Source organism: Pantoea sp. paga (assembly GCF_007558755.1).
In the GTDB taxonomy this organism is placed as follows: domain Bacteria; phylum Pseudomonadota; class Gammaproteobacteria; order Enterobacterales; family Enterobacteriaceae; genus Pantoea; species Pantoea agglomerans.
Map to the genome: position 1 here is coordinate 58261 of NZ_VLTF01000010.1, position 23080 is coordinate 81340.

A 23080-nucleotide genomic window follows, 5' to 3' on the forward strand; every position below is an offset into this window, starting at 1 on the left:
AAACAGGAAACAACATGACTTCCACGGAAACAACTGACTGTTCCCCCCGGCATAAAGAAGCGCACTGGGGTGGTGTCTGGGCAATGACGCTGTGTGTATTCGCGCTTATCGCCTCTGAATTCATGCCGGTCAGCCTGTTATCGCCGTTATCACAAGATCTGGCGGTCAGCGAAGGTCTGGTCGGACAGGGCATCGCTATCTCCGGTGTACTGGCAGTGATCACCAGCCTCTCAATAACCCGCATCGCAGGGAACCTCGACCGCAAAATTCTGTTGCTGGCGCTCACGCTGGTAATGGCACTATCCGGATTGATGGTGGCGATGGCACCCAACTATCTGACTTACATGACTGGCCGGGCATTGATTGGCGTGGTGATTGGCGGTTTCTGGTCGATGTCAGCGGCGGTCGCTATCCGGCTGGTACCCACCGGGCAGGTGCCGCGCGCGCTGGCCATTTTCAACGGCGGCAATGCGCTGGCGACGGTTATCGCTGCACCGCTGGGCAGCTATCTCGGTTCTGTCATCGGCTGGCGCGGGGCTTTTTTCAGCCTGGTGCCGGTAGCCTTGATCGCACTGCTCTGGCAGGCGTTAACGCTGCCATCGATGCCAGTCGATTCGGCCCGGCAGCGCAGCGGAAAAATCCTGCAGCTGCTGCGTTCGCCGCTGGTTACGGTGGGTCTGACCGCCTGCGGCCTGCTCTTTATGGGCCAGTTCACCCTGTTTACCTATCTCCGCCCGTTTCTGGAAACCGTGACGCAGGTTGACGTTTCTGCGCTGTCGCTGGTGCTGCTGACTATTGGCGTCGCCGGCTTTATCGGCACGCTGATTATCGGCGCTGTTTTGCAGCGCGGATTCTATCTGACCCTGATGATCATCCCGTTGATTATGGCGCTGGTTGCGGTGCTGCTCATGGTGTTCGGTCATCACCTGTGGCTGGTGGCGCCACTGCTTGGCATCTGGGGACTGGTGGCAACAGCGGCACCAACCGGATGGTGGGCCTGGATCGCCAGAACCTTTCCGGATAATGCCGAGACCGGTGGCGGATTAATGGTGGCCATCGTACAGCTGTCGATTGCTTTGGGGTCGACGCTGGGTGGCCTGGCCTTTGACCATGCAGGCTGGCAGACCACCTTTGCCATCAGCGCCACATTACTGGTCACTGCCGCCGGACTGGCGATGATCACCGCCCGTAAGGAAAGCGCTGCCTGATAGCAGATGCGTTGTTTAACCGGGCAACCCGTTGCCCTCATGTCGTCAACCCCGATAAGGATCTTCTTATGAGAGCATTAACTCTGATGTTTGGACTGTTGCTCAGTTCATTTGCGGCCAGCGCTGCCGATATGTCACGCGGCGCCGATAACTTTTATCAAAGCGATAAAGTCACCCGCGAGAAAGTCACCTTTAAAAACCAGTATCAGATGGGTGTGACCGGCACCCTGTACAGACCGAAAGAGGCCGGTAAAACGGTGCGCCTTCCGGCGATTGTGGTAGGTCATCCGATGGGCGCAGTCAAAGAGCAGAGCGCCAGCCTCTATGCGCAGAAAATGGCTGAGCAGGGATTTGTTACCCTGGCAATTGATCTTTCATTCTGGGGCGAAAGTGAAGGCCAGCCGCGCAACGCGGTCTCTCCGGATATCTATGCCGAAGACTTCAGCGCCGCCGTGGATTACCTGGGTACCCGCCAATTTGTCGATCGCGACAGGATTGGTGTGCTGGGCATCTGTGGCAGTGGCAGTTTTGTCATCAGCGCAGCGAAGATTGATCCCCGCATGAAAGCCATTGCTACCGTCAGCATGTATGACATGGGGTCAGCCAACCGTAATGCACTTAATAAAAGCCAGACACTGGCGCAGCGCAAGCAAATCATTGAAGCGGCGGCACAGCAACGCTATGTAGAGTTCACCGGGGGTAAAACTGAGTACACCAGTGGTACACCACATAAAATCGATGCTGATTCGCCTCCGATAGCCAAAGAGTTCTATGATTTTTACCGGACGTCTCGCGGTGAGTTCACCCCGAAAAACAGTTCAGCTGCGCTGACCACGCACCCGACGCTCACCAGCAACGTGAAGTTCATGAACTTCTATCCGTTTAATGACATTGAGACCATCTCACCGCGCCCGATGCTCTTCATCACGGGTGATAAAGCGCATTCACGCGAGTTCAGCGAAGATGCGTTCCAGCGTGCGGCACAGCCCAAAGAGCTCTATATCGTGCCTGATGCAGGCCATGTGGACCTTTATGACCGCACTGACCTGATCCCGTTTGCGAAGCTGACCGCCTTCTTTAAACAGCATTTGTAATCTTCCGCTGATCATTAATACCAGCCCGCCTGCAGACGGGCTTTCTGCGTTATTGGCCTTTGCGATGGCGGGTCAGGTAGTGCTTCACCAGCACAAAGAACAGCGGAACAAAGAACAGCGCCAGTACCGTGCCTGCCAGCGTACCGCCGATGATACCGGTGCCGATGGCGATGCGGCTGTTAGCACCGGCACCCGTCGCCACCGCCAGCGGGATCACCCCGGCGATAAAGGCCAGCGACGTCATCATTATCGGCCGCAGACGGGTTCGTGCTGCCTGCAACGCAGCCGCACTCAGCGAACTTCCCCGATGAACCGCATCCTCCGCAAATTCGATGATCAGTATCGCGTTTTTGGAGGTGAGTCCGACCGTGGTCAGCAACGCCACCTGGAAGTAGATATCATTGCTTAATCCGCGCAGTGCCACCGCCAGCACGGTACCCAGCACGCCGAGCGGCACCGCTAACAGCACGGAGAAAGGCACCGACCAGCTCTCATACAGCGCAGCAAGACAGAGGAAAACCACCAGAATCGAGATCGCATACAGCGTGGTTGACTGCCCGCCCGCCTGCTTCTCCTGCAGCGAAAGACCGCTCCATGCCCCTGTAGTCCCTGCCGGGAGTTCATTGGCCAGTCGCTCAATGGTGTTCATAGCATCGCCGGAGCTGAACCCTTCGGCGTTCTGACCCTGAATTTCGTAGGAGGCAGAGCCGTTGTAGCGATTAAGGCTTTCGGGTCCCATGGTCCATCGGGTCGAGGCAAACGCCGAGAATGGCGTCATGGTGCCCTCACTGTTACGGATGTACCATTTATCCAGATCCGAAGGTGATGAACGATACTGACCGTCGCCCTGAACATAAACCCGCTTTACCCGACCCCGGTCGATGAAGTCATTGATATAGGCACCGCCCCAGGCGCTGGTCAGCGTATCGGTCACGTCATCCAGCTGCAGTCCCAGTGCCACCGCTTTGCTGGTATCAATATCGACCTGCAACTGCGGCGTTTGTGGCAGGATATTGGCCCGCACGCCGAGCAGTTCCGGACTTTGCGCTGCGCTTTGTAGCAGCTGATCGCGCAGGTTGCCCAGTTGTTCACGCGTGGTGCCACCACTGGCCAGCAGCTCATAGGTAAAGCCGTTGTTCTGTCCCAGACCCGGCACCGACGGCGGCGTCAGCGCAAAAATCTGCGCATCCCGAATCGACGCCAGCGCGTAGGTGGCGCGCCCGGCAATCGCTTCGGCAGAGTTTTCACTACCCGGTCGCTGATCCCAGTTCTTAAGCTTGATAAACGCCATACCGGCATTCTGCGCAGCACCGCTGAAGTTAAAACCGTTGATGGTGAAGACCACATCAATATTCTGTTTCTCTTCGGTCAGGAACCAGTCAACTATCTGCTGATTGACTGCCTCTGTACGGCTGGCCGTAGCACCCGCTGGCAATGTCGCCTGAAGCATGATGCTGCCCTGATCTTCAGTCGGCAGGAAGCTACCCGGCAAGCGGGTAAACATCACAAACAGTACCACGCCCATTGCCGTATAAAGCGACACCATGATCAGCGGACGGCGCAGAGTGCTTACCACTTTGTGACGATACTGGCGCTCGGTGGCGGCATAAAAGCGGTTAAAACCGCCAAAGAAGCCTTTACGATGGGGTGAGGTCGGCCGCAGCAACATGCCACACAGTGCAGGCGTCAGGGTCAGTGCCACCAGCACAGAGAAGGTCATGGCAGCGATGATGGTGATGGAGAACTGCCGGTAAATCACACCGGTCGACCCGGCGAAAAAGGCCATGGGGAGAAATACCGCGGAGAGCACGAGCGCGATAGCCACCAGCGCGCCGGAGATCTCTTTCATCGACTTTTCCGTTGCCTCACGCGCCGGCAGACCTTCGTCATGCATAATGCGTTCGACGTTTTCGACGACCACGATGGCATCATCCACCAGCAGCCCGATGGCCAGCACCATAGCAAACAGCGTCAGGGTATTGATGGTGTAACCGCACAGCGCCAGTACGCCAAAGGTGCCAAGCAGTACCACCGGCACCGCCAGCGCCGGGATCAGCGTCGCACGGATATTCTGCAGGAACAGGTACATCACCACCACTACCAGCGCGATCGCTTCGATCAGGGTGATCACCACATCCTCAACGGAGATTTTGATGAAGTCAGTGCTGTCGAGCGCATAGGCCACCTCATAACCTTCCGGCATTGAGTGGCGATACTCTTCAACTTTGTTTTTCACCAGCGTCGCGGTGGCCAGCGCATTTGCGCCCGGCGCCAGCATCACACCGACACCCGCCGCAGGATGCCCGTTGAGTCGGGTGGTCATGTCATAAGATTCGCCGCCCAGCTCCACCCGCGCCACATCACCCACGCGCACGATGGCACCGCTTTTGTCGCTTTTGACGATGATGTTTCGGAACTGCTCTGGCGTCTGCAGTCGCGACTGCGCTCTGACCGTGGCGGTGAGCTGCTGATTATCAGGCGATGGCAGGCCGCCGATTTTACCGGCTGAAACCTGAATGTTCTGCGAGCGTATTGCCGCCGACACATCGGAGGGCTGCAACGCAAAGGAGTTGAGTTTGAAGGGATCGAGCCAGATGCGCATCGCGTACTGACCGCCGAACACCTGGATGTCACCTACCCCTTCGGTCCTGGCCAGCGGCTCCTGCATATTACTGACCAGCCAGTCACCGATATCCGTGCTGTTACTTTTGCCCGTGGTGTCATACAACCCCATCACCAGCAGGAAGTTTGACTGCGATTTGGTCACGGTAACACCAAGCTGCTGCACTTCGCTGGGCAGACGGGAGAGTGCCTGCTGCACCTTGTTCTGCACCTGCACCTGAGCCGTGTCCGGATCGGTGCCCTGACTGAAGGTGACGGTAACCGACACATTCCCCTGTGAACTGCTGCTGGAGGTAAAATAGAGCAGATTATCCAGCCCGGTAAGCTGCTGCTCGATCACCTGCGTGACGCTGTTCTCCAGCGTCTCTGCAGAAGCACCGGTGTACGTTGCGCTGATATTCACCGAAGGCGGTGCAACATCGGGATATTGTTCAACCGGCAACAGGGTAATAGAGAGCGCGCCAAGCAGCATGATTAAAATGGCAACAACCCATGCAAAAACGGGACGATAAATAAAAAAACGAGAAAACATCAGCGGGATCTCTTCCTTTTGGGCGGGTGCAAAACCTGCATTCCTGCAGGCTAACAAACAGCGTTGATTATAGGGTGTAACCTCAGGCTGAACATCCTGACGTGTTCTTTTCTTAAAGCTGAGGGATCCCGTGACGCTGCATTTTCGATTTATCGCGGATTTAACTGTGCTGACATCCGATGTAGGCATCAAAGAGAAAGCCGATCCATAACGAATCTGATGATGCATTAAGCAAAATGGTGAGCCCTGACTATCCTCAAATAAAGGATATTGATCAGGAGAAAACCATGAAATTTTTCTACTTCGTTTCGCTTATCGCCTCTGCCCTCTATTTACTGGCCTTCCTGCCTAAACTCCGCACCCGTCGTGAACCCATAGCCTACTGGGGGTGCTGGACTTATCTGGGCGCTAACGCCATTTTCTGGGCCGTTTATGGTGTCATGCATTACATTTAATGTCATTTTTTAAGCAAAGCGGTAAACAGGGATGTTTAGGGCACTATCCTGCTGATTAATGGGGTTAGCGCGAGCGGGATCGTAGAGATTTATTATTTTTCACATTTCATCACAGCGACAGGATTTTGTGCCTTCTTACAGGCCCGGCAGTTATACAGAACTGCGAGACGTGCTGGAAAAATCATATAAGGCGGCTACGCTGTTTTTCAGCTAACCCTCTGGATTTTAAAGCCTCCCGTCCCGCGGAACACGATGATTTCTTCTTCTGTTCCGTTATGGGATATATTGGCATCACTATCGTAAAATTTTCTCTGCATAACAGGTTATCCCGGCAATGGCTTTGATCCCTAAAAACTATACGCGGCTGGAAAGCGGCTACCGTGAGAAAGCACTTAAAATCTATCCGTGGGTGTGTGGACGCTGCTCACGCGAGTTTGTCTATTCAAACCTGCGCGAACTGACGGTTCACCATATCGATCACGACCACACCAACAACCCGGAAGATGGCAGTAACTGGGAGTTGTTGTGTCTCTATTGTCATGACCACGAGCACTCAAAGTACACCGAGGCTGACCAGTATGGCACCCGTGTAGTGGCTGGCGAGGACGCACAAAAAGATGTCGGTGAGGCTACCTACAATCCCTTTGCTGACCTGAAGTCGATGCTGAATAAGAAGAAGTAATGGCTGAACTGTCAGGCTGGCCGACCGGCCTGACAGTCTCGCTTCCCGAAGAGGCTCACAACGTCTGGCCGCGGCCAGAACGCAGTGTAGTCCGTCGTGCCAGATGCCACCCTGGCCAGACTCAGCGCGATATGAATCTTTTACCAGCCGGTTATTTCAGATTTTGATATCAGTCATGGCCGGGTGAACCGTACGTTAATCCCCCCTTCACCGACACTCTTTTTGAGGCTATCTGTCGACAGCACCTTTCCTATTGGCGTGTAGCTATAGGAGGTCTGGAATGTCTCGTAAAAAAGAACCAGCGTCTTATTGCCATACAGCATCACATCGCCCTGCTGGATCGTGCCGGGTTTGTGCGGATCGTTATTAAGAGCAGCAGGCAGGTCTGCAAACTTCTCATTGCCGTTCAGCTCCGCCATCGTCATGGTCAGCGGGAGTTGCTGTACAAATGCTTTCGCGGTGGCGTTATCCGCCAGCGCAATCTCATACGACTGATGGTTGATCGTCATAATAATCTTCATGGGATGCAGCTCTCCTGCCCGAACCGGGCCACTGGCTTTAGCGGGTATCAGACTATAGCTGGAAAGTAAAACCAGCAAAAGTAAGGCTCTTTTCATAAGGTTGCTCTCCGGATTATGGCGCATCTGTTCAGACATGGAGTGCGTTACTGCGATCGCCGTCCAGCCCTGAATAAACTGGCTCACGTACCTGCCGTTACCTGATGGTAAAGATTTATCCTTCACCCTTCACCTGCATCATCTCCTTGTCGGCGGAACTCACGCACCGCTTATTCTGCAACAGCCTGGATGCGCTGCGCTTCATCTGAGGTGCTGAACTGATTTGCGGCTTACGTTTCGGACTGTCGAAACATTTTGAGAAATATTTTCCCTGAATAACAGCCGGTTTCCACGTTGTTGCAACTATTTCTGTACCAGGCTTAATAAATAACAACAGAGACAATGTGGAGCATTATGAAAGAGCAAAATCGCACAAATGGCATCGCTCCTTATGGGGGCGCTGCCGGAGGCTGGGGCGCATTGAAGGCGGTTGCCGATGCTATCCGCGGCCAGATGTCTGTGAAGCAGGATGTGATCGCCCTGTTTAAAGTCAACCAGCCGCAGGGCTTTGACTGTCCGGGCTGCGCCTGGCCCGACCCGCAACATGCCTCATCATTTGAGTTCTGCGAAAACGGCGCAAAAGCCGTCTCCTGGGAAGCGACCAGCAAACGCACCACACCGGAATTTTTTGCCGCTCATACCGTGACTGAGCTGTGGGAGCGCAGCGCACTGCATCTGGAGGGCGAAGGCCGCCTGACCCATCCGATGAAGTACGATGCCGCTACGGATACCTATCAGCCCATCGAATGGGAGACGGCGTTCCGGGAGATTGGAGAGCATCTGCGCAGTTACGACGATCCGGACAGCGTCGAGTTTTATACCTCGGGACGCGCCTCCAATGAAGCGGCGTTTCTGTGGCAACTTTTCGCCCGCGAATATGGCACCAATAACTTCCCTGACTGCTCAAACATGTGCCATGAACCGACCAGTGTCGGGCTTCCGGAGTCAATTGGCGTCGGCAAAGGTACGGTAGAGCTGGAAGATTTTGATCACTGCGACCTGGTCCTTTGTATCGGCCACAACCCAGGTACCAACCATCCGCGCATGCTGGGCACGCTACGGGAAGTGTCGAAACGCGGTGCCACTATTGTGGCGATCAACCCGCTGCGTGAACGTGGCCTGGAGCGTTTTACTTCGCCGCAGAGCCCGATTGAGATGCTGTCAATGAGCTCCACTGAACTGGCATCGACCTACTACAAGGTCAGGGTGGGCGGTGACGCAGCGATGCTGAAAGGGGTGATGAAGATCCTGCTCACTATGCACGAGGAGGCGCTGAGCAAAGGCGAACCCGGCGTCATTGATGAAGCATTCATTACTGAGCACACTGAAGGCTTTGACGCCCTGAAAGCCGACCTGGAGAGCACGGACTGGGAGCATATCCTGAAAGTCTCGGGCATGGCCCGTGAGGAGATCCAGCATATCGCCCGGCTCTCCGCCAGCGCTGAACGTACCATCATCTGTTATGGCATGGGCATTACCCAGCACCAGTACGGCACTCAGAACGTGCAGCAAATCGCTAACCTGCTGCTGATGCGCGGCAATATCGGCAAGCCGGGTGCAGGTATCTGTCCGTTACGCGGTCACTCCAATGTGCAGGGCGATCGCACAGTGGGCATTACTGAGATTCCACCGCAATCGCTGCTTGATAGTCTGGAGAAGGTGTTTGGTTTCCGCCCGCCGCAGAAGCATGGTCACGGCGCCGTTGAGGCAATAAAGGCGATGCGCGACGGCAAAGCCAAAGCGTTGCTTTGTCTGGGCGGCAACCTGGCGGAAGCGATTTCCGATCCACAAGTCACGTTCCCGGCGATGCGCAATCTTGATCTGGTGGTGCATATGGCGACCAAACTGAACCGCTCGCACCTGTTACTGGGTAAACATAATTATCTGCTGCCGGTGCTGGGCCGAACAGAGACCGATGTTCAGGCAACCGGCGCGCAGAGCGTCACCGTGGAAGATTCAATGTCGATGGTGCATGCCTCACGCGGTTCGCTGGATCCCGCCTCACCCCATCTTAAGTCTGAACCGGCGCTGGTCGCCTCACTGGCGAAGGCAACGCTGCCGGACAGCGTGGTTGACTGGTCGGCCATGGCAGCCGATTACAGCCGCATCCGCGATGCCATTGAAGCGGTGTTCCCGGCGTTTGAAAACTTCAATGAGAGGATTAAGCATCCGGGCGGATTCCGGCTTCATAATGCCGCCTCAGAGCGCGTCTGGCTCACACCCTCTGGCCGTGCGCAGTTTAAAGTGATGCAAGGCATCAATGAAGATCCCCGGTCACTGAAGTGCCATGATCTGGTGCTCACTACCCTGCGCAGTCACGATCAGTACAACACCACACTTTACGGGCTGAATGACCGCTATCGTGGCGTGACAGGCCGCCGCGATGTGCTGTTTATCAATGCAGAAGAGGCGGAGAAGCGACAGTTACGGGTAGGTGATCGTGTCGATCTGATGGCGCTGGACCCGGATGGCAATCCCACCTCGCGCCAGATGAAAAACCTGACCATCGTGATTATTGATATGGCCCCAGGTTCGGTCGGCGCTTACTATCCCGAAGCCAATGTGATGGTTCCGCTCGACAGCCACGATACCAAAAGCGGCATTCCCGCCTATAAAAGTATTCCGATATCCATGAAACGTGTAACTGACGAGACCCGGACGACCTCAGGCGTTTTACGCTAGTCAGGCGTCTCAATTTGCGAATGTTGCCAGCGTGGCCGGTGCTCCGGTCACGCTGTTTTTATTGTCGCGCCCTGAAGTTTTATCGATCCTCTCTGCCTGCTTTACCGCCTGTAAAGCACCCGACGTGAAGCAAGCCTGACGGTAACATCATATACACTACAGTCCTGAAAACGGCTCTATAAACGATCGACTCTTTTTTGCCTGCGCAGATGTTCAGCGCCCTACCGGAAAAATGCCATGTTTCACCTGATTTTCAGCTTACCCAGCTGGTATGTTATTGCGCGCGTCATTATTCCCTTGTCCCTGCCACTGGCTGTAAAGATCCTGCTCTCCGCTCTGGTGCTGCTGGCTTCACAATATCTGCTGGTGAGCCGTTTTACCTCAGGCGGGATCTTTTCCGCTGAAATGCCCCGCATTATCATCATTCTGTTTAACTGGGCCTACAGCACCGTGCTGCTGCTGGCGCTGCTTCAGATGCTGATGGATGCGGTCATGCTGATTGCCCTGCTGTTGCGTCATCCGCTGGAGCTGGTTCCCGGTGTTCTCTATCTGGCCGTTGTGCTGGCGATGGGGCTGGCTGCCTTTGGCGTTCAGCAGGCGATACGCGTGCCGCCGGTCAAAGATGTGACTCTTGCGCTGCCCAACCTGCCCGCTGAATTCGATGGCTATCAGCTGCTGCAGCTGACCGACCTGCATATCACCCGGTTGTTTAATGCGGCCTGGACCGCCGCAATGGTTGAACGGGCAATGTCTCTCAAAGCCGATCTGATTGTGGTCACGGGCGATGTGATCGATGGCAGTCTGGCGCATCGACGACAGGACGTTGCGCCGCTGCGCGGGCTGGCAGCGCCTGACGGCGTATGGGCTATCACCGGCAATCATGAATATTTCTTCCATCAGGCAATCTGGACGGCGCATCTGGCCTCACTGGGTCTGCAACCTCTGCTCAACAGCCATACCGTTATCCAGCGCGGAACTGCAAAGCTGGTGATTGCCGGCCTGCCGGACGCCTCCGCACCCGGCAGAAACGCGGTCGGCCCGGATCTGGCCCGCGCGCTGGAACAGGCACCTGAAAACGCGCCGGTAATCCTGCTGGATCACCAGCCACGCAATGCACGCCAGAACGCAGCGCAGGGCGTGGATGTGCAGCTCTCAGGACATACGCATGGCGGACTGATTATCGGGCTGGACAGGCTGTTTGCTAAACCCAACGCCGGGTTTGTTTCCGGGCTTTATCAGGTTGGTGGAATGCAGCTCTATGTGAATAACGGCACGGCACTCTGGCCAGGCATGGCGGTGAGGCTGGGTCGTCCCTCAGAACTCACCCGGATTACCCTTCGCCGCCAGCCGTAGTTGCGTGAAGAAATAGCCTCAGGAAAGTGCGGTTTTCGCAGGTGTGCATAAGATTGAGTGAGACAAAGGAGATCACCATGACGATGTTATGTACCGCCTGCGGAACGGCTTATCCCGCTCATTCCACTCATCAGCACTGTAAAATCTGTGATGATGAACGCCAGTACGTTCCGGCCGCTGGTCAGCGCTGGATCGCGTTTGATGAACTGCGCGCCAGCCACGCCAATAAGTGGACGGCCCATAGCGATGCGCTGTTAAGTCTTAAAACCGTGCCTGAGTTTGCCATCAACCAGCGCGCTTTTCTGCTGCGCACGCCGCACGGCAACGTGCTGTGGGACTGCATTGCCAACCTTGATGATGCCACCTATACGCTGATCGCGGCGCTGGGCGGCATTGATGCTATCGCCATTTCACATCCGCACTACTACACCACCATGCAGGAGTGGGCTGAAGCGTTTAATGCGCCCATTCATCTGCACGCCCGCGATCGCCAATGGATTGTGCGGAAGAGTCCGCATATCCAGTTATGGCAGGGCGAGTCGCTGACGCTGATGCCCTCTGTGACGCTGTTACGGCTGGGCGGCCATTTTCCCGGCGGCAGCGTGCTGCACTGGGACGAAGGCGAAGGGGTGATTCTGGCGGGTGATATTATCCAGGTCACGCCGGGTGCGCATGGCGTGTCGTTTATGTGGAGCTACCCGAATATGCTGCCGCTGTCAGCCGCTACGGTAGGCGACATACTGCATCGGCTCTCCGGCGTCACATTCGGGCAACTGTATGGCGCGTTTGAAGGGCAGGATATCCATCAGCAGGCAAAAGAGAAGGTGATGCGGTCGGGAGAGAAGTATCTGGCCTGTCTGCAGGATCATCAGGCCTAGCAGGCTATAAACGCTGAGAAGAGAACAGCCGCCCACAGGCGGCTGTTTAACATCATTATGCAGTCTGGAACACCGCAACCATCGTACGTAACTGCCCTGCACGCGCGGCGAGTTCATCAGCTGAGGAGGCCGACTCTTCTACCAGCACGGCGTTCTGCTGCGTCACCTGATCCATCTGGTTTACCGCGATATTGACCTGCGAGATACCACTGCTCTGCTCTTCGGATGAAGAAGTGATGTCGCGCATCAGCTGAGAGGTCTGTTCAATGGCGCTGACGCTCTGTTTCACCTTATCGCCTGCGTTCTGCGCCATGGCGATCCCTTCCTGCGCGTGGCCGACCGACTGCTCAATCAGACCCTTGATCTCTTTAGCTGCACTGGCTGAACGTTGTGCCAGTGCCCGCACTTCCGATGCAACAACCGCAAAACCTTTACCCTGCTCACCGGCGCGTGCCGCTTCCACGGCCGCATTCAGTGCCAGAATGTTGGTCTGGAAGGCGATACTATCGATCACCGATGTAATCTCTTCAATTTTACCTGAGCTGCCACGAATTTTGTGCATGGTCTCCATCACCGAATCCATTGCTGCACCACTGGAGAGTGCAGCCTGCGTGGCAGACTCTGCACGGGCAGAGGCAAAGCGCGTGTTATCCGCGTTTTGCTGAATGATTGCCGCCAGCTGCTCCATACTGGCAGCCGTTTCAGCCAGTGAAGCCGCCTGTTGCTCGGTGCGTGACGACAGATCGCCATTGCCACGAGCAATCTCTTCTGAGGAGTTGGCGATGGTGGCCGCGTTACCTTTGATATCCGACACCAGCTGAGCAAGACGCTGCTGCATCCGCATCAGTGCATTCAGAAGCTCAGACATCTCATTGCTGCCGGAAACGGTCAGCTGTGCCGTCAGATCACCTGCCGCGACACGGCTGGCAACTTCGACCGCTTCTTTAACCGGCCGGGTCACTGAACGGGTGATCATGACGGCCAGCAGAATGGCCAGCAACGCGACGGCAAACAGACCTGCCAGTAACAGATACTGTCCCTGACGACGCTCATCAATTTGAGATAGCAGTAATTCCTGCAGTCGATCGCTGCTCTGGTTACCCAGCATGCCGTAGCGGTTGATCGCCTCAGTTAAGACCCGCACATATTCAACCGGCGTAATGCTGACCTGTCCGGTTACGATAGCGCCTTCAGCCAGTTGCAATGCACTCAGGGCCTGCTGTTTCGCATTCTGCGCCAGATCACCAAAGGTCGCTTTGAGATCCGGTTCAATCATAAACACCTTATCCATATTGCTGCTGAACTGCGACAGTGCCGTTTTGCCATTATCAAGCTGAAATGCCAGACGACTACGCTCGGCATCAGATGCTTTACCGCTGGCAATCAGCGAGGCACCATTGCCGCGAATCTGACCCAGCGTTTCAGTGAGCAGCGGCAGGCGACTAAAGATACTCACGATCAGCTGGTAGGTATTTAAATCGGCATCCAGTGAAAGTTGATAAAAATCCAGCACATCCTGATTGGTGTCCAGCAGCACCTGAATCAGATGAGTGTGATTCGTCAGGCTGCTCGCCAGCGTCAGTCGGCCGCCATTGAGGTCCTCCTGTAACTGACGCCACTCCTGATTAACCTGCTCAAGGCGCTTTAATGGCTGCGCCTGCTCATCGCTTTGGCGCAAATCGGCAACAATGCTCTCAGACAGACTATTAATCTGGGTCACTAATGCCATACGCGGCGGGTTATCTGGTTTGTTCTGGCCAATTGCGATTGCGCTTTCAGCCCGATGACGCTGTAGCAGGTTAAGTAACTGAAGGACTTTTTTCTCAACCGGAATTCCGGTGAGCTCAACTTTCTTTGTATCGATAAGCTGGTTGCCCGTCTGAATAAACAGAAAGGTGGGTAAAATAAACAGCACCAGCGCAAAGGATCCCAGTAACAGGAATTTCGCTGGCAAATTAATCTGATCGAGTATTTTTTTCATTCTTTTCCGCTCTGATGTGTGAGGCGTGCAGGTGTGTAGCGCACGAAATAGCTTTCGTAATATTATTTTTACCATTTCTTTTACATAGCCAGAGATGCCTCATGCAGCACAATGTCGCTATGAAGAAAGGAGTTTCGTATAAAAAATCAGAAGTACATTTAACACGGAAGGGAGTATAGATTGCGCTGCGTTATTTTACAGTGAATAAAATGACAATATTTACTTCAATATTAACCTAAGCCAAATTGTAATAATTATTTTATAAATCAATATATTAAAATAAAATCACTACACATAAAACATTAAGCCTCGAGCCTGACTTCAGCGTTGTTGTTTTGAAAATAAAGAAATTCAAGTTACGTCATGAATAGCCGATAACTGACATCCTGCCTGTATCTGACTCATTACCACCAGACTGCCAAAACAAATATCCACGCCCGGCCAATTTCAATTTAAACCTTACAACCCTAAAGAGTTACCTGCGCTTTTATAATGAAATCGATTTCATATTATATTTATTTCAGGAAAAGCCGTTTTATTTATTCTGATTTAAGATAAAAAAAAGCCCCCACATTGTGGAGGCCCTTAAGTTACTGCTCAACCATTAAAAACTTTCCCAGTTCGCCTTAGTCAGGTCGATGGTCTGGTGCTCAGGCTGCTTTGTGTGTAATACCGGACGCCGTACTGCAGCGGTCTGCTGCGACTGCACTGCACTGTGATTGCTTTCCAGCTTAAAGGTCGCCACCAGTCCCGACAGCGTTTCTGCCTGCTCCTGCAGCGACTTAGAGGCGGATGAGGCCTCTTCCACCAGCGAGGCGTTCTGTTGCGTCACTTCATCCATCTGACCGATAGCCTGATGAACCTGTTCAATGCCTTTGCTCTGCTCAGAGGTAGCCGCCGCAATCTCATTGACCAGATCGGCCACCTGCTGAATCGCCTGACGGACATTTTCACTATTAGATCCAACGCCGCTGGCCTGCTCTAAACCGTGCTCGACCTGTGAAACCGATGTTGAGATAAGATCCTTAATTTCACGGGCGGCAGAAGAGGAGCGCTGCGCCAGATTGCGCACTTCAGAGGCAACAACGGCGAAGCCGCGACCATGCTCGCCCGCACGCGCTGCTTCGACTGCCGCATTCAGCGCCAGAATATTGGTCTGAAACGCGATGCCTTCAATCAGTCCGGTAATTTCAGAGATTTTGGCAGAGCTGGCGCGGATTTCATCCATGGTGCTGAGCATCTGCTTCACCGCCGTCCCATTCTGGATTGACATGTGATTCGCGTTATTTGCCAGGCTGCTGGCCTGTTGCGCACCTTCTGAGTTCTGTCGCACCGTTTCGCTCAGTGTCGCCATGCTGGCTGAGGTTTGCTCCAGTGAAGCCGCCTGTTCTTCCGTACGTGCAGAGAGATCTTCGTTGCCTGCGGCAATCTGCGTTGATCCGGTACTGACTGATTGCGCGGCGTGATTGACAGAGAGCAGCGTGCCGGAGACGCGCGCCAGCAGCTGATTAAATGCCATCGCCGTTTTGCCGATCTCATCCTTACTGCGGACCTCCGCGGTATGAGTCAGGTCGAGGGTATGACTCACCTGCGTCATGGTATTGACCATGCCTGAAAGGCTCTTTTTGATGCCAAGAATCACCTTAGCGGAGAAACCGGCCAGTATCAGAATAAGCAGCAGCGATCCGCCAGACATCGCCCACAGGGTCTGGCTATAAACGCGCTTGTTCTCCGCCCTGAGCTGTTCGCCAATATCGATATTAAACTGAATCTGACGGGTGAAATCCGCTTCCATCTTACGGGCTGCGGCACCAATACCGCCCTCACTCTGCAATAACGGCAGCGTGACAGCATCATTATGGGCGCGTGAGGCGGCAAGAAATGCCGGCAATGCGCTGCGGACCGCATCCAGATTTTTATAGGCCTGTTCCGTCATCGCTTTGTCTTCATCGTTCGAAATGTCGTTAGCCATGTAGTAATCATTGAGCGACTTAATCTGTGTAAGCAGATTTTCAATGTGCTGTTCCGCAGCAGGGAATTTTGTCGCATCACTGGTGCTGTGGTGGCGATAAAGCGCAATACCCAACTGGTTGGTGACGCTGATCGATTTATTGATATCGCGAATGCTGGGTATCGCGTTCATCTGTACATATTCAAAGCGGGATTGAAAGCCCGAAATCACTGATAAAGAGATAATCACCAGTGCAATCAGTGACATTGCAAGCAGTGAGAAAATCAATACCAGACGTTGTGTAATAGTCATACTTGCCCCCGGCAAAAAAGAATAATCTGGACATAATTCAAAGTTGGATCGTTCTTATCGGCTTTTGTCTGCAGGGCTTTAATTAAGCATGGCGAATATATTTTTTTATTTTTCCTTGCGAATGGCACAGAGTGAACTACAGAAAAAACTATTCTGGCATTAGTTAATTTTTATTTTGACACGCCCTTTTACATCTCATCATCTGCGATAAATTTACCAGATGGGCTGTCAGAAGTTTTCCACTGCCGGATGGTCACAATGAAGCGGCAGCAGTCATTCATTGGGATCTGATAATTAGCTCGCTAATTCAACAGTTCTGATGATGTTAATTGTAAAGAGAAGGCAATAAATTTTGTGAGATGCCGTGACAGAAGCAGCAACGGCAGGGGTTGTAAAGCTGAAGAGCTGAAGGGTAAAAAAACAGCATGACAGTCTGTCATCAGATTTTCTGATAGGAGGGTAACTTGCTACCTGTCGGATAACAGGCGTCCATATCAGATTTTAACCTTTTGTGTCAGGGCCAGATTTAATCAGTGAAATCGCTGGCGGAATGCTGAATCTGGTCTATGCTCACTGGCCCGACCAGGCTTTAGTCTGTTGGGTAGCAATAACGCTTAAAATAAAAAAAGGTAGTCGTCATGGATTTAGCCACATTTGAAACCAGAACCGGTCTTTGGCCACACATGCAGTTTACGGATGTTGAATATGAAGTGTGCAGCGCAGGTGTAGAGATCTATGCCATTGATGTCAGTCGTCAGACCAAGAGCAAGCTGTTTATCTGTCGTGTCACCAACGAGCAGCAGGCAGCGTCGCTAACGGCACAGTTCAAAGAGTGGTTGCCGAAGTTAAAGCTTAAAAAACGCAAAGTCGCATTGAATCTGGCGCGCATGGCGTGCGAGAAGAGCTACCCCGCGAATCCTAAATTCCAGGATCGGTCTGACATGCGTCGGAACACATCCAGGCTCTGATGCCTGCTTCAGCCTGAACCTGTTACAGCGGGCAGGCTGAAACGCTTTATTATCCTGTCTGCGCTGCGGCACGTTTTAATCACGCGCCGCAGGCACCTGGAACAGCCGACATTCCCCGGGCTCAATTGAGATATCACTGAAAGTCGTGATATGCATCTCTATCCACGTATTCGCGGCCCGAAGCGTGTGAGGTGAGTTGCGTTGTTCCAGTTCAGCCACAAAATCCCGGGTACTCACTGTGCACTGACCGGTATCATCCCGCCTCATCGCCTCTCTGAATGCTGACCAGACCTCATCATCCTGTGACATCTCTACCCCACACCTGCTCTCAACCGACAAAATACTGTATGCATGAACAGTACGATTATTCTTTTAAACGGTCAAGCCTGCTCTGTGTACCACTCTCAGATCGCTAAGCAATGGCTTAATTGTGGCCATTTATAGCAGAAGCAGCAGCCGAAACAGGACTTTAATCCTAATCTTAGAAATCGTTTTCATTTCGGATTAAGGTGTTGATTTTTAGAGTCATTAAACATTGTTAGCGTTTTAATTATTTGATATCTAACTAAAAAAAGAGTTAACCGTAGCGGCATAAACATGGTTTTTGCCCTATCTTTAAATGGCTCTGTGATGAAATCCACTTCTTTTACAGAGCGATCTGACTCCTACCCTTGCCCCCTTTACAGGGGGCACTTTTTTCAGATAACGCAGATACCCACTTCTGATTGTCTCTGCAGACCGGCAACGTTCATGCGTTGCGGACTACTGTGCTGATGACGTTAAAGGCGTGTCTGGAAAAGTGGTTGATTTGTAAGCTGATAATTCATTGGCGGTGCGGACATCAGCAGAAGCCTGAAACAGCGGATTGAATCTGAAAACAATTTTCCGGATTAGCAAATAAACGGATTTTTACCCGCTTAAAAACCTCGCCAGAATGACATGGTAAAGAGAGTAAAAAGTGCGTAATAATCTGGCAATATCAGATTGACCAGCGCCTCACCAGGGATGCTGTAACGTTATAATAATGCGCTATATCTGCTGTTCGCTCCCGCTTTTGCGGGGGCTTTTCTTTTCCAGTCATTTCTATGCCCGGTTATTGCCGCACCGCCATCTGATGTCCTGATTGTCGAATCCTGTCGTACTACCTGAATCTACGATTAAATTAATGCTGCAAATATAACGGCATAATGGTCGCAGTTGTGCCCTTAACCGGCAATATTTCTGTGATATGTTTAATCAGTAACTTTTGCCACGTGAGTCTGATTATGCTCTCCACCCTTATTTACCGTAGCCAGCTTGCGGGTTCTGTCTCGCCAGAGAGATTGAAAGCGCTGGTGGAGCGCGCCAGTATCAAAAATGCCGAGGCTGAAGTCACCGGGATACTGCTCTATGACGGTCAACACTTTTTTCAGGTGCTGGAGGGTAGCATCGACAACGTTCACACAGTTTTCCAGCGTATCAGTCAGGATGAGCGGCATTTTAACCTGATTGAGCTGATGCGGGATTACGCCCCTGCGCGTCGCTTCGGTCATGCCGGTATGGCCTTGTTTGATTTACGTGATTATCAGAAACACACCGTAGTGGATGCCCTGCTTAAGCGGGTCACACTGAGTGATGAACGGATCAGAGATGACCGGGTGGTAAAGTTCCTGCGTTCTTTCGTCGAGGGGCGGGATAAAGAGACGTTTATCAAAATTGATCCTGCCAGTCAGTGGACGCTGACAACGCCAGTCACCTCCGAAACTCAGCCAGCCTGGCAACCGGCACCGGGTCAGCGTTGTGAATTTGCTTTACAGCCTATCGTGGATACAGCGAATCGCCGGATTGTCTCCTGTGAAGCCTTAATACGTGGTCAGCACGGCGCATCACCCGCTGATTACTTTTCACAGTTGCCAGAAAGCGAGCGCTACCAGGGCGATCTGCACTCTAAAACCTACGCTTTCCAGCTGGCCAGGCATCTGGGGTTGCGCGAGCAGACACTCTCCGTCAACCTGCTGCCCATGTCGCTGGTGGTAATCGATAATGCTGTTGAACATCTTATCCAGCAGATCAGGCAGCAGGGATTGCGACCAGAGCAGGTGGTGGTTGAAGTGACCGAAGATGAGATCATCTCGCGCTTCGACGCATTCCAGTTTGCTGTCCAGCAGCTGAAAGCGGCCGGGATCAGCCTGGCGCTCGACGATTTTGGCGCCGGTTTCGCTGGCCTGTCGCTGTTAGCCGATTTCCAGCCCGACAAAGTTAAAATCGATCGCAAGCTAATCACCGATATCCACCGCAGTGGCCCGCGTCAGGCGATAGTGATGGCCATCATTAAATGCTGTCAGGCGCTGGAAATTACGGTCATTGCGGAAGGGGTTGAAAAAATTGAAGAGTGGCTCTGGCTGGAAGGTGCCGGGGTACGCTATTACCAGGGCTTTTTGTTTGCCCGTCCAGCTCTCAATGCCCTGCCTGCAGTAAGCTGGCCAGCACGACGCCCGGAATCGCCCTCGCCGTGATCACTCCCTTTCCTGCCCTTTTGCCCATAATTTGATGCGGCTCACACCGCTTCGCTGCAAAAGGCAAAAGCTGTGCCATGCTTGATTCATCTGACAGCCTTCAGGCAACACAGATATTCATCAGGTCACTGGACAACAACCGGAAATGGGAGAGTCATCATGAACGAAGATCGCATTGGCGGTAACTGGAAGCAGTTCAAAGGTAAAGTTAAGGAAAAATGGGGTGATCTTACGGATGATGATATGACCGTTGTAGAAGGGAAGCGCGATCAGCTGGTCGGTAAAATTCAGGAACGCTACGGCTACGAGAAAGATCGTGCCGAAAAAGAAGTGAAAGAGTGGGAAGATTCCAACAAGTACCACTGGTAACGCGTTCTTAATCGCCGGGCGTCCCTGCGTCCGGCACCTGCCCTGTAGACCTGTTTAATCCCTCTCACCCACTGCCATCTCTGCACCCGATACACCGGCAGATTATGGAAATGATTGTTTCTTTATTTATTCCTGACGCGCATACTGCGTCATCTTCCCTGTTCATGGGATCTCAATGCCTTCCGGATATCAATTATGCCCCAGCACTCTACTGACACCGTATGTGGTCTCGTCGGTGTTCTTCCTGAAACTCTGCGCCGCTGGCGCCGTGCCGGACTGTTAACGCCGCCTGGTCCTGCTGGCTACTCAGATAATCAGCTTACGCGTGCGCTCTGTGTGCGTGAAATGACCTCAGGGGGTCATACGCTCTTTGATATCCATACTGCGCTAAACTGGTCCAGCGTTACGCTGCCTGGCGGCTGGGCCTGTCGGGAAGAGGATATGTTGCATCTGCTGGCGCACAATACGGACGCAGATATTGATCGCGAACTACAGATGATGAATACCGACTATTGTGGTGATGATTATGTTAATCGCTACCTGCGACCGCTCAACCTCTGGCTGCGCACTGACCTCAGCGAAGGTGCGGCGTGGCGACAGCAGCGTTTTCATTCAGCGGTAGTCAGTCAGTGGGAGCGCCTGGCGCTGGCCTCACAACGACGCAGCACCGTACCGCTGTTTCTTGAAGCAGTCAGCGTCACAGATGAAACCGAGATCTGGATGGAAGCGATACGGCTTAACGGACAGGGCTTTCGGGTTGAAGTTGCAGCAGATGCGTCAGGTATTCCCGCCGTGGCGCAACGCCGCTTTGAGCATCATCTGATGTGGTGTGGTGATGGTATCAGCGCATCGATGAAGGCTGCATTTCACTCCAGTCTTGAGGCGGGTGAACCGATCATGCTGACCGGAACGAATACCGGCTTACCGTCGCAAATCAGCCTTATGGCTGCCAGCGCCTGAACTTTTTTGACTTTCTTACCTGCCAGCGATTAAAAAGGCGGAAACAGCCTGTGCCGTTTCCGCCCTGTTCATATTACTGATGTTCAAGGGTACGCTGACCGCCGATCGCAATCGGGATACGGCGCGGTTTCTCGCTCTCCGGTATTTCCTGGATCAGATCAATGCTAAGCAGACCTTCCGCCAGGCTGGCTCCGGTGACCTTCATGTGCTCTGGAATGGAAAAGCTCAGCTGGAAATCGTGTCGGGAAATGCCGCGGTGGATCCAGCTGGTGTTCTCTTCCCGGCCCTCGCCAGACGCTTCCTGGGACGATTTCTCTCTGTGACCGGCCACTGAAAGCCGTCCGCCTCGTAACTCGATCTCCAGTTCATGCTCTTTCCAGCCAGGTACGCTGACGGTCAACGCATAGCGATTATCCTCTACCCGCTGCAGATCGTAAGCGGGAACCGACGTTACCGGGCTGTCGCCAGTAAGCTGACTGAACAATTTATCGATGCGGTTAAAGCGGTCTGAAAAGACAGAATCAGCCAGCGAAGGGAACACTGAAAATTGTTGTACTGACATGGTGATAATCTCCTGAACAGGTTCATCCAAAAGTTCATCTGATCGGGTTCATATTTCCGATCATCTCCATAAATAGGGATCAGTTGTCAGCTTTCAAGTCGGTAAATATAATTTTTTTACCGTTATCAGACAGCCGGTTACCACAGCAATAAATTTCAGGATATTAACGCAACCGTTACTTTTTGCTCTGAGGTGCAAGAGCAAAATGGGGATGACAGCCAGCCAGTAATAACAGCAACTCATATTCTCCCTGACTTAATAATGTCGGGTTACCTGCGGCTTCTTTGGTTTGCCAGACGCGCAGGCTAAGGTCAAAACGCTCAGCAGCGCTCTGCTGTGAGAGCCCGGCGGCAAGACGAAGTTCACGTACATTACTCTGGACGACCACAGGCGGCCTGGGGGGACGATTCACCAAACAAAGACTCCTTAAACATGATTAAACCGCAAAGGCACAGCGCTTCGCCATCAATAAAAGCGAAGCGACCTGAGAGCGGCCAGAACGAAAAGACCAGAGAATAATTGACTATTTTAAATAAATGTCAAATTTCAGAGTTAAAAATCATGCATGATTTTTTTATAAGCGAAGCGGTATATTTTGTCCTGACAGAGACTTTTCTATTTCCATAGAGTGCTTTATTCCTCCAGCCAGGAATTATCCTGTTATTTGCCTTAAGAGCCATTCAGGGATTAATCCGCTACCTCAATCTCCCTTTCTTCATCAGGATAGATGTATAGCCTGAGGGTCATGTTCAGGCAGCATCATTGAAAAAGAGGAGGATAATAAATGAAAAATCCTATCCAGCGTCGCTCGCCCGACGATCTGTCGCAGGTGGAAATTCGTGAACAGTGGCAAATCACCTACTGGACCCAGGAACTGAGGACGACACAGGAAAGGCTGACACGCGCGATCCGCGAGCGAGGGCCGCGGACCGAACAGGTACGTGACTGGCTGGAGCAAAACCCGCCGCCACGTCGTCCGACACAATTCACACACGGCATGAAAGGTTAAACTGATTACTGTCTGAAGCGACGCGTTACTGGCGGTCTTGCGGTAGATTGACCTATAGCAGTCAGGAGTACACTGACAGGTCATATCTGCCGGTCTTCATCTTTTCGGGCTTTTACCTTGAGTTTTAATAGGTTACCTCCCTTATCAACCAGCGGATAGCGATCCGTCTCTGGCTGCAGACCTGTTTCACTGTAAAACTGACTTAGAAATAACATTAACCACCCTGAATGCTTATTCATCTCCTGACGGAAAATAAACATTAACAACCGTAAAAACCCTCTCCTGGCTATATAAAATGAACAAATGTAAATAATCAGGCGCATCTTCGATTAAATTTTCGAATCGTAACA

At 52.8% G+C, this 23080-nt stretch carries 19 protein-coding genes; 12 read left to right on the forward strand and 7 right to left on the reverse strand.

All coding sequences use genetic code 11. The features are described from left to right. Window positions 1-83: 83 nt before the first annotated feature. The gene (locus FOV68_RS20765) at window positions 84-1208 is read left to right on the forward strand and encodes an MFS transporter (protein WP_143991519.1); all 1125 of its coding nucleotides are present in this window, start codon (window positions 84-86) and stop codon (window positions 1206-1208) included. Between the two features lie 68 nt (window positions 1209-1276). Next, entirely contained in the window at window positions 1277-2302 is a 1026-nt protein-coding gene (locus tag FOV68_RS20770) for an alpha/beta hydrolase (protein ID WP_143991473.1), read from the forward strand. 49 nt (window positions 2303-2351) lie between these two features. On the opposite strand, the gene FOV68_RS20775 is transcribed toward FOV68_RS20770, so the two are convergent. Continuing rightward, window positions 2352-5456, reverse strand: a complete 3105-nt coding sequence (locus tag FOV68_RS20775) for an efflux RND transporter permease subunit (RefSeq protein ID WP_143991474.1) — start codon at window positions 5454-5456, stop codon at window positions 2352-2354. Window positions 5457-5743: 287 nt separating this feature from the next. Here FOV68_RS20775 and FOV68_RS24075 point away from each other — a divergent pair, with 287 nt between their 5' ends. Together FOV68_RS24075 and yajD are read left to right on the forward strand one after the other, a co-directional pair. Next, window positions 5744-5911 (forward strand): hypothetical protein, encoded by a 168-nt coding sequence (locus FOV68_RS24075; RefSeq protein ID WP_009093121.1) that lies wholly within the window; start codon window positions 5744-5746, stop codon window positions 5909-5911. A gap of 334 nt (window positions 5912-6245) precedes the next feature. Next, window positions 6246-6593, forward strand: a complete 348-nt coding sequence (gene yajD, locus FOV68_RS20780; protein WP_003850685.1) for an HNH nuclease YajD — start codon at window positions 6246-6248, stop codon at window positions 6591-6593. A 173-nt stretch (window positions 6594-6766) separates the two neighbouring features. On the opposite strand, the gene FOV68_RS20785 is transcribed toward yajD, so the two are convergent. Then, entirely contained in the window at window positions 6767-7336 is a 570-nt protein-coding gene (locus FOV68_RS20785) for a cyclophilin-like fold protein (protein WP_255473728.1), read from the reverse strand. A gap of 228 nt (window positions 7337-7564) precedes the next feature. Here FOV68_RS20785 and FOV68_RS20790 point away from each other — a divergent pair, with 228 nt between their 5' ends. The 3 genes from FOV68_RS20790 (at window position 7565) to FOV68_RS20800 (ending at window position 12123) form a co-directional block, all read left to right on the forward strand. Continuing rightward, window positions 7565-9892: an FdhF/YdeP family oxidoreductase gene (locus FOV68_RS20790; RefSeq protein WP_143991475.1), complete on the forward strand. Its 2328-nt coding sequence runs from the start codon at window positions 7565-7567 to the stop codon at window positions 9890-9892. A gap of 237 nt (window positions 9893-10129) precedes the next feature. Continuing rightward, window positions 10130-11245 carry a metallophosphoesterase gene (locus FOV68_RS20795; RefSeq protein WP_143991476.1) on the forward strand — a complete coding sequence of 372 codons (1116 nt, stop codon included), beginning with the start codon at window positions 10130-10132 and terminating at the stop codon, window positions 11243-11245. Window positions 11246-11322: 77 nt separating this feature from the next. After that, window positions 11323-12123: an MBL fold metallo-hydrolase gene (locus FOV68_RS20800; protein ID WP_031593086.1), complete on the forward strand. Its 801-nt coding sequence runs from the start codon at window positions 11323-11325 to the stop codon at window positions 12121-12123. Window positions 12124-12178: 55 nt separating this feature from the next. Here the strand turns inward: FOV68_RS20800 and FOV68_RS20805 are convergent, their stop codons facing one another. Together FOV68_RS20805 and FOV68_RS20810 are read right to left on the reverse strand one after the other, a co-directional pair. Beyond that, window positions 12179-14104 (reverse strand): methyl-accepting chemotaxis protein, encoded by a 1926-nt coding sequence (locus FOV68_RS20805; protein ID WP_143991477.1) that lies wholly within the window; start codon window positions 14102-14104, stop codon window positions 12179-12181. Window positions 14105-14708: 604 nt separating this feature from the next. Next, window positions 14709-16367, reverse strand: coding sequence for a methyl-accepting chemotaxis protein (locus tag FOV68_RS20810; RefSeq protein ID WP_143991478.1), 1659 nt, complete (start codon window positions 16365-16367; stop codon window positions 14709-14711). A 638-nt stretch (window positions 16368-17005) separates the two neighbouring features. On the opposite strand from FOV68_RS20810, the gene FOV68_RS20815 reads away from it, so the two are divergent. Further along, window positions 17006-17335, forward strand: coding sequence for a hypothetical protein (locus FOV68_RS20815; RefSeq protein WP_031593089.1), 330 nt, complete (start codon window positions 17006-17008; stop codon window positions 17333-17335). A gap of 75 nt (window positions 17336-17410) precedes the next feature. Here FOV68_RS20815 and FOV68_RS24445 read toward each other — a convergent pair whose 3' ends face one another. Further along, on the reverse strand, window positions 17411-17644 hold the full coding sequence (locus FOV68_RS24445; RefSeq protein WP_060678836.1) for a hypothetical protein: 234 nt from the start codon (window positions 17642-17644) through the stop codon (window positions 17411-17413). A gap of 956 nt (window positions 17645-18600) precedes the next feature. Between FOV68_RS24445 and FOV68_RS20825 the strand changes: the two genes are divergently transcribed. The 3 genes from FOV68_RS20825 to FOV68_RS20835 all read left to right on the forward strand — a co-directional run bounded on the left by FOV68_RS20825 (window position 18601) and on the right by FOV68_RS20835 (window position 21159). After that, window positions 18601-19830: a diguanylate phosphodiesterase gene (locus FOV68_RS20825; RefSeq protein ID WP_143991479.1), complete on the forward strand. Its 1230-nt coding sequence runs from the start codon at window positions 18601-18603 to the stop codon at window positions 19828-19830. Between the two features lie 159 nt (window positions 19831-19989). Beyond that, window positions 19990-20199, forward strand: coding sequence for a CsbD family protein (locus tag FOV68_RS20830; RefSeq protein WP_010256969.1), 210 nt, complete (start codon window positions 19990-19992; stop codon window positions 20197-20199). A 195-nt stretch (window positions 20200-20394) separates the two neighbouring features. Beyond that, window positions 20395-21159, forward strand: a complete 765-nt coding sequence (locus FOV68_RS20835) for a MerR family transcriptional regulator (RefSeq protein ID WP_143991480.1) — start codon at window positions 20395-20397, stop codon at window positions 21157-21159. Between the two features lie 73 nt (window positions 21160-21232). Here the strand turns inward: FOV68_RS20835 and FOV68_RS20840 are convergent, their stop codons facing one another. Next, window positions 21233-21721 carry an Hsp20 family protein gene (locus tag FOV68_RS20840; RefSeq protein ID WP_039387365.1) on the reverse strand — a complete coding sequence of 163 codons (489 nt, stop codon included), beginning with the start codon at window positions 21719-21721 and terminating at the stop codon, window positions 21233-21235. Between the two features lie 175 nt (window positions 21722-21896). After that, window positions 21897-22136 (reverse strand): hypothetical protein, encoded by a 240-nt coding sequence (locus FOV68_RS20845; RefSeq protein WP_022624236.1) that lies wholly within the window; start codon window positions 22134-22136, stop codon window positions 21897-21899. A gap of 369 nt (window positions 22137-22505) precedes the next feature. Between FOV68_RS20845 and FOV68_RS20850 the strand changes: the two genes are divergently transcribed. Continuing rightward, entirely contained in the window at window positions 22506-22730 is a 225-nt protein-coding gene (locus FOV68_RS20850) for a DUF3606 domain-containing protein (protein ID WP_010256955.1), read from the forward strand. The last annotated feature ends 350 nt before the right edge of the window (window positions 22731-23080 follow it).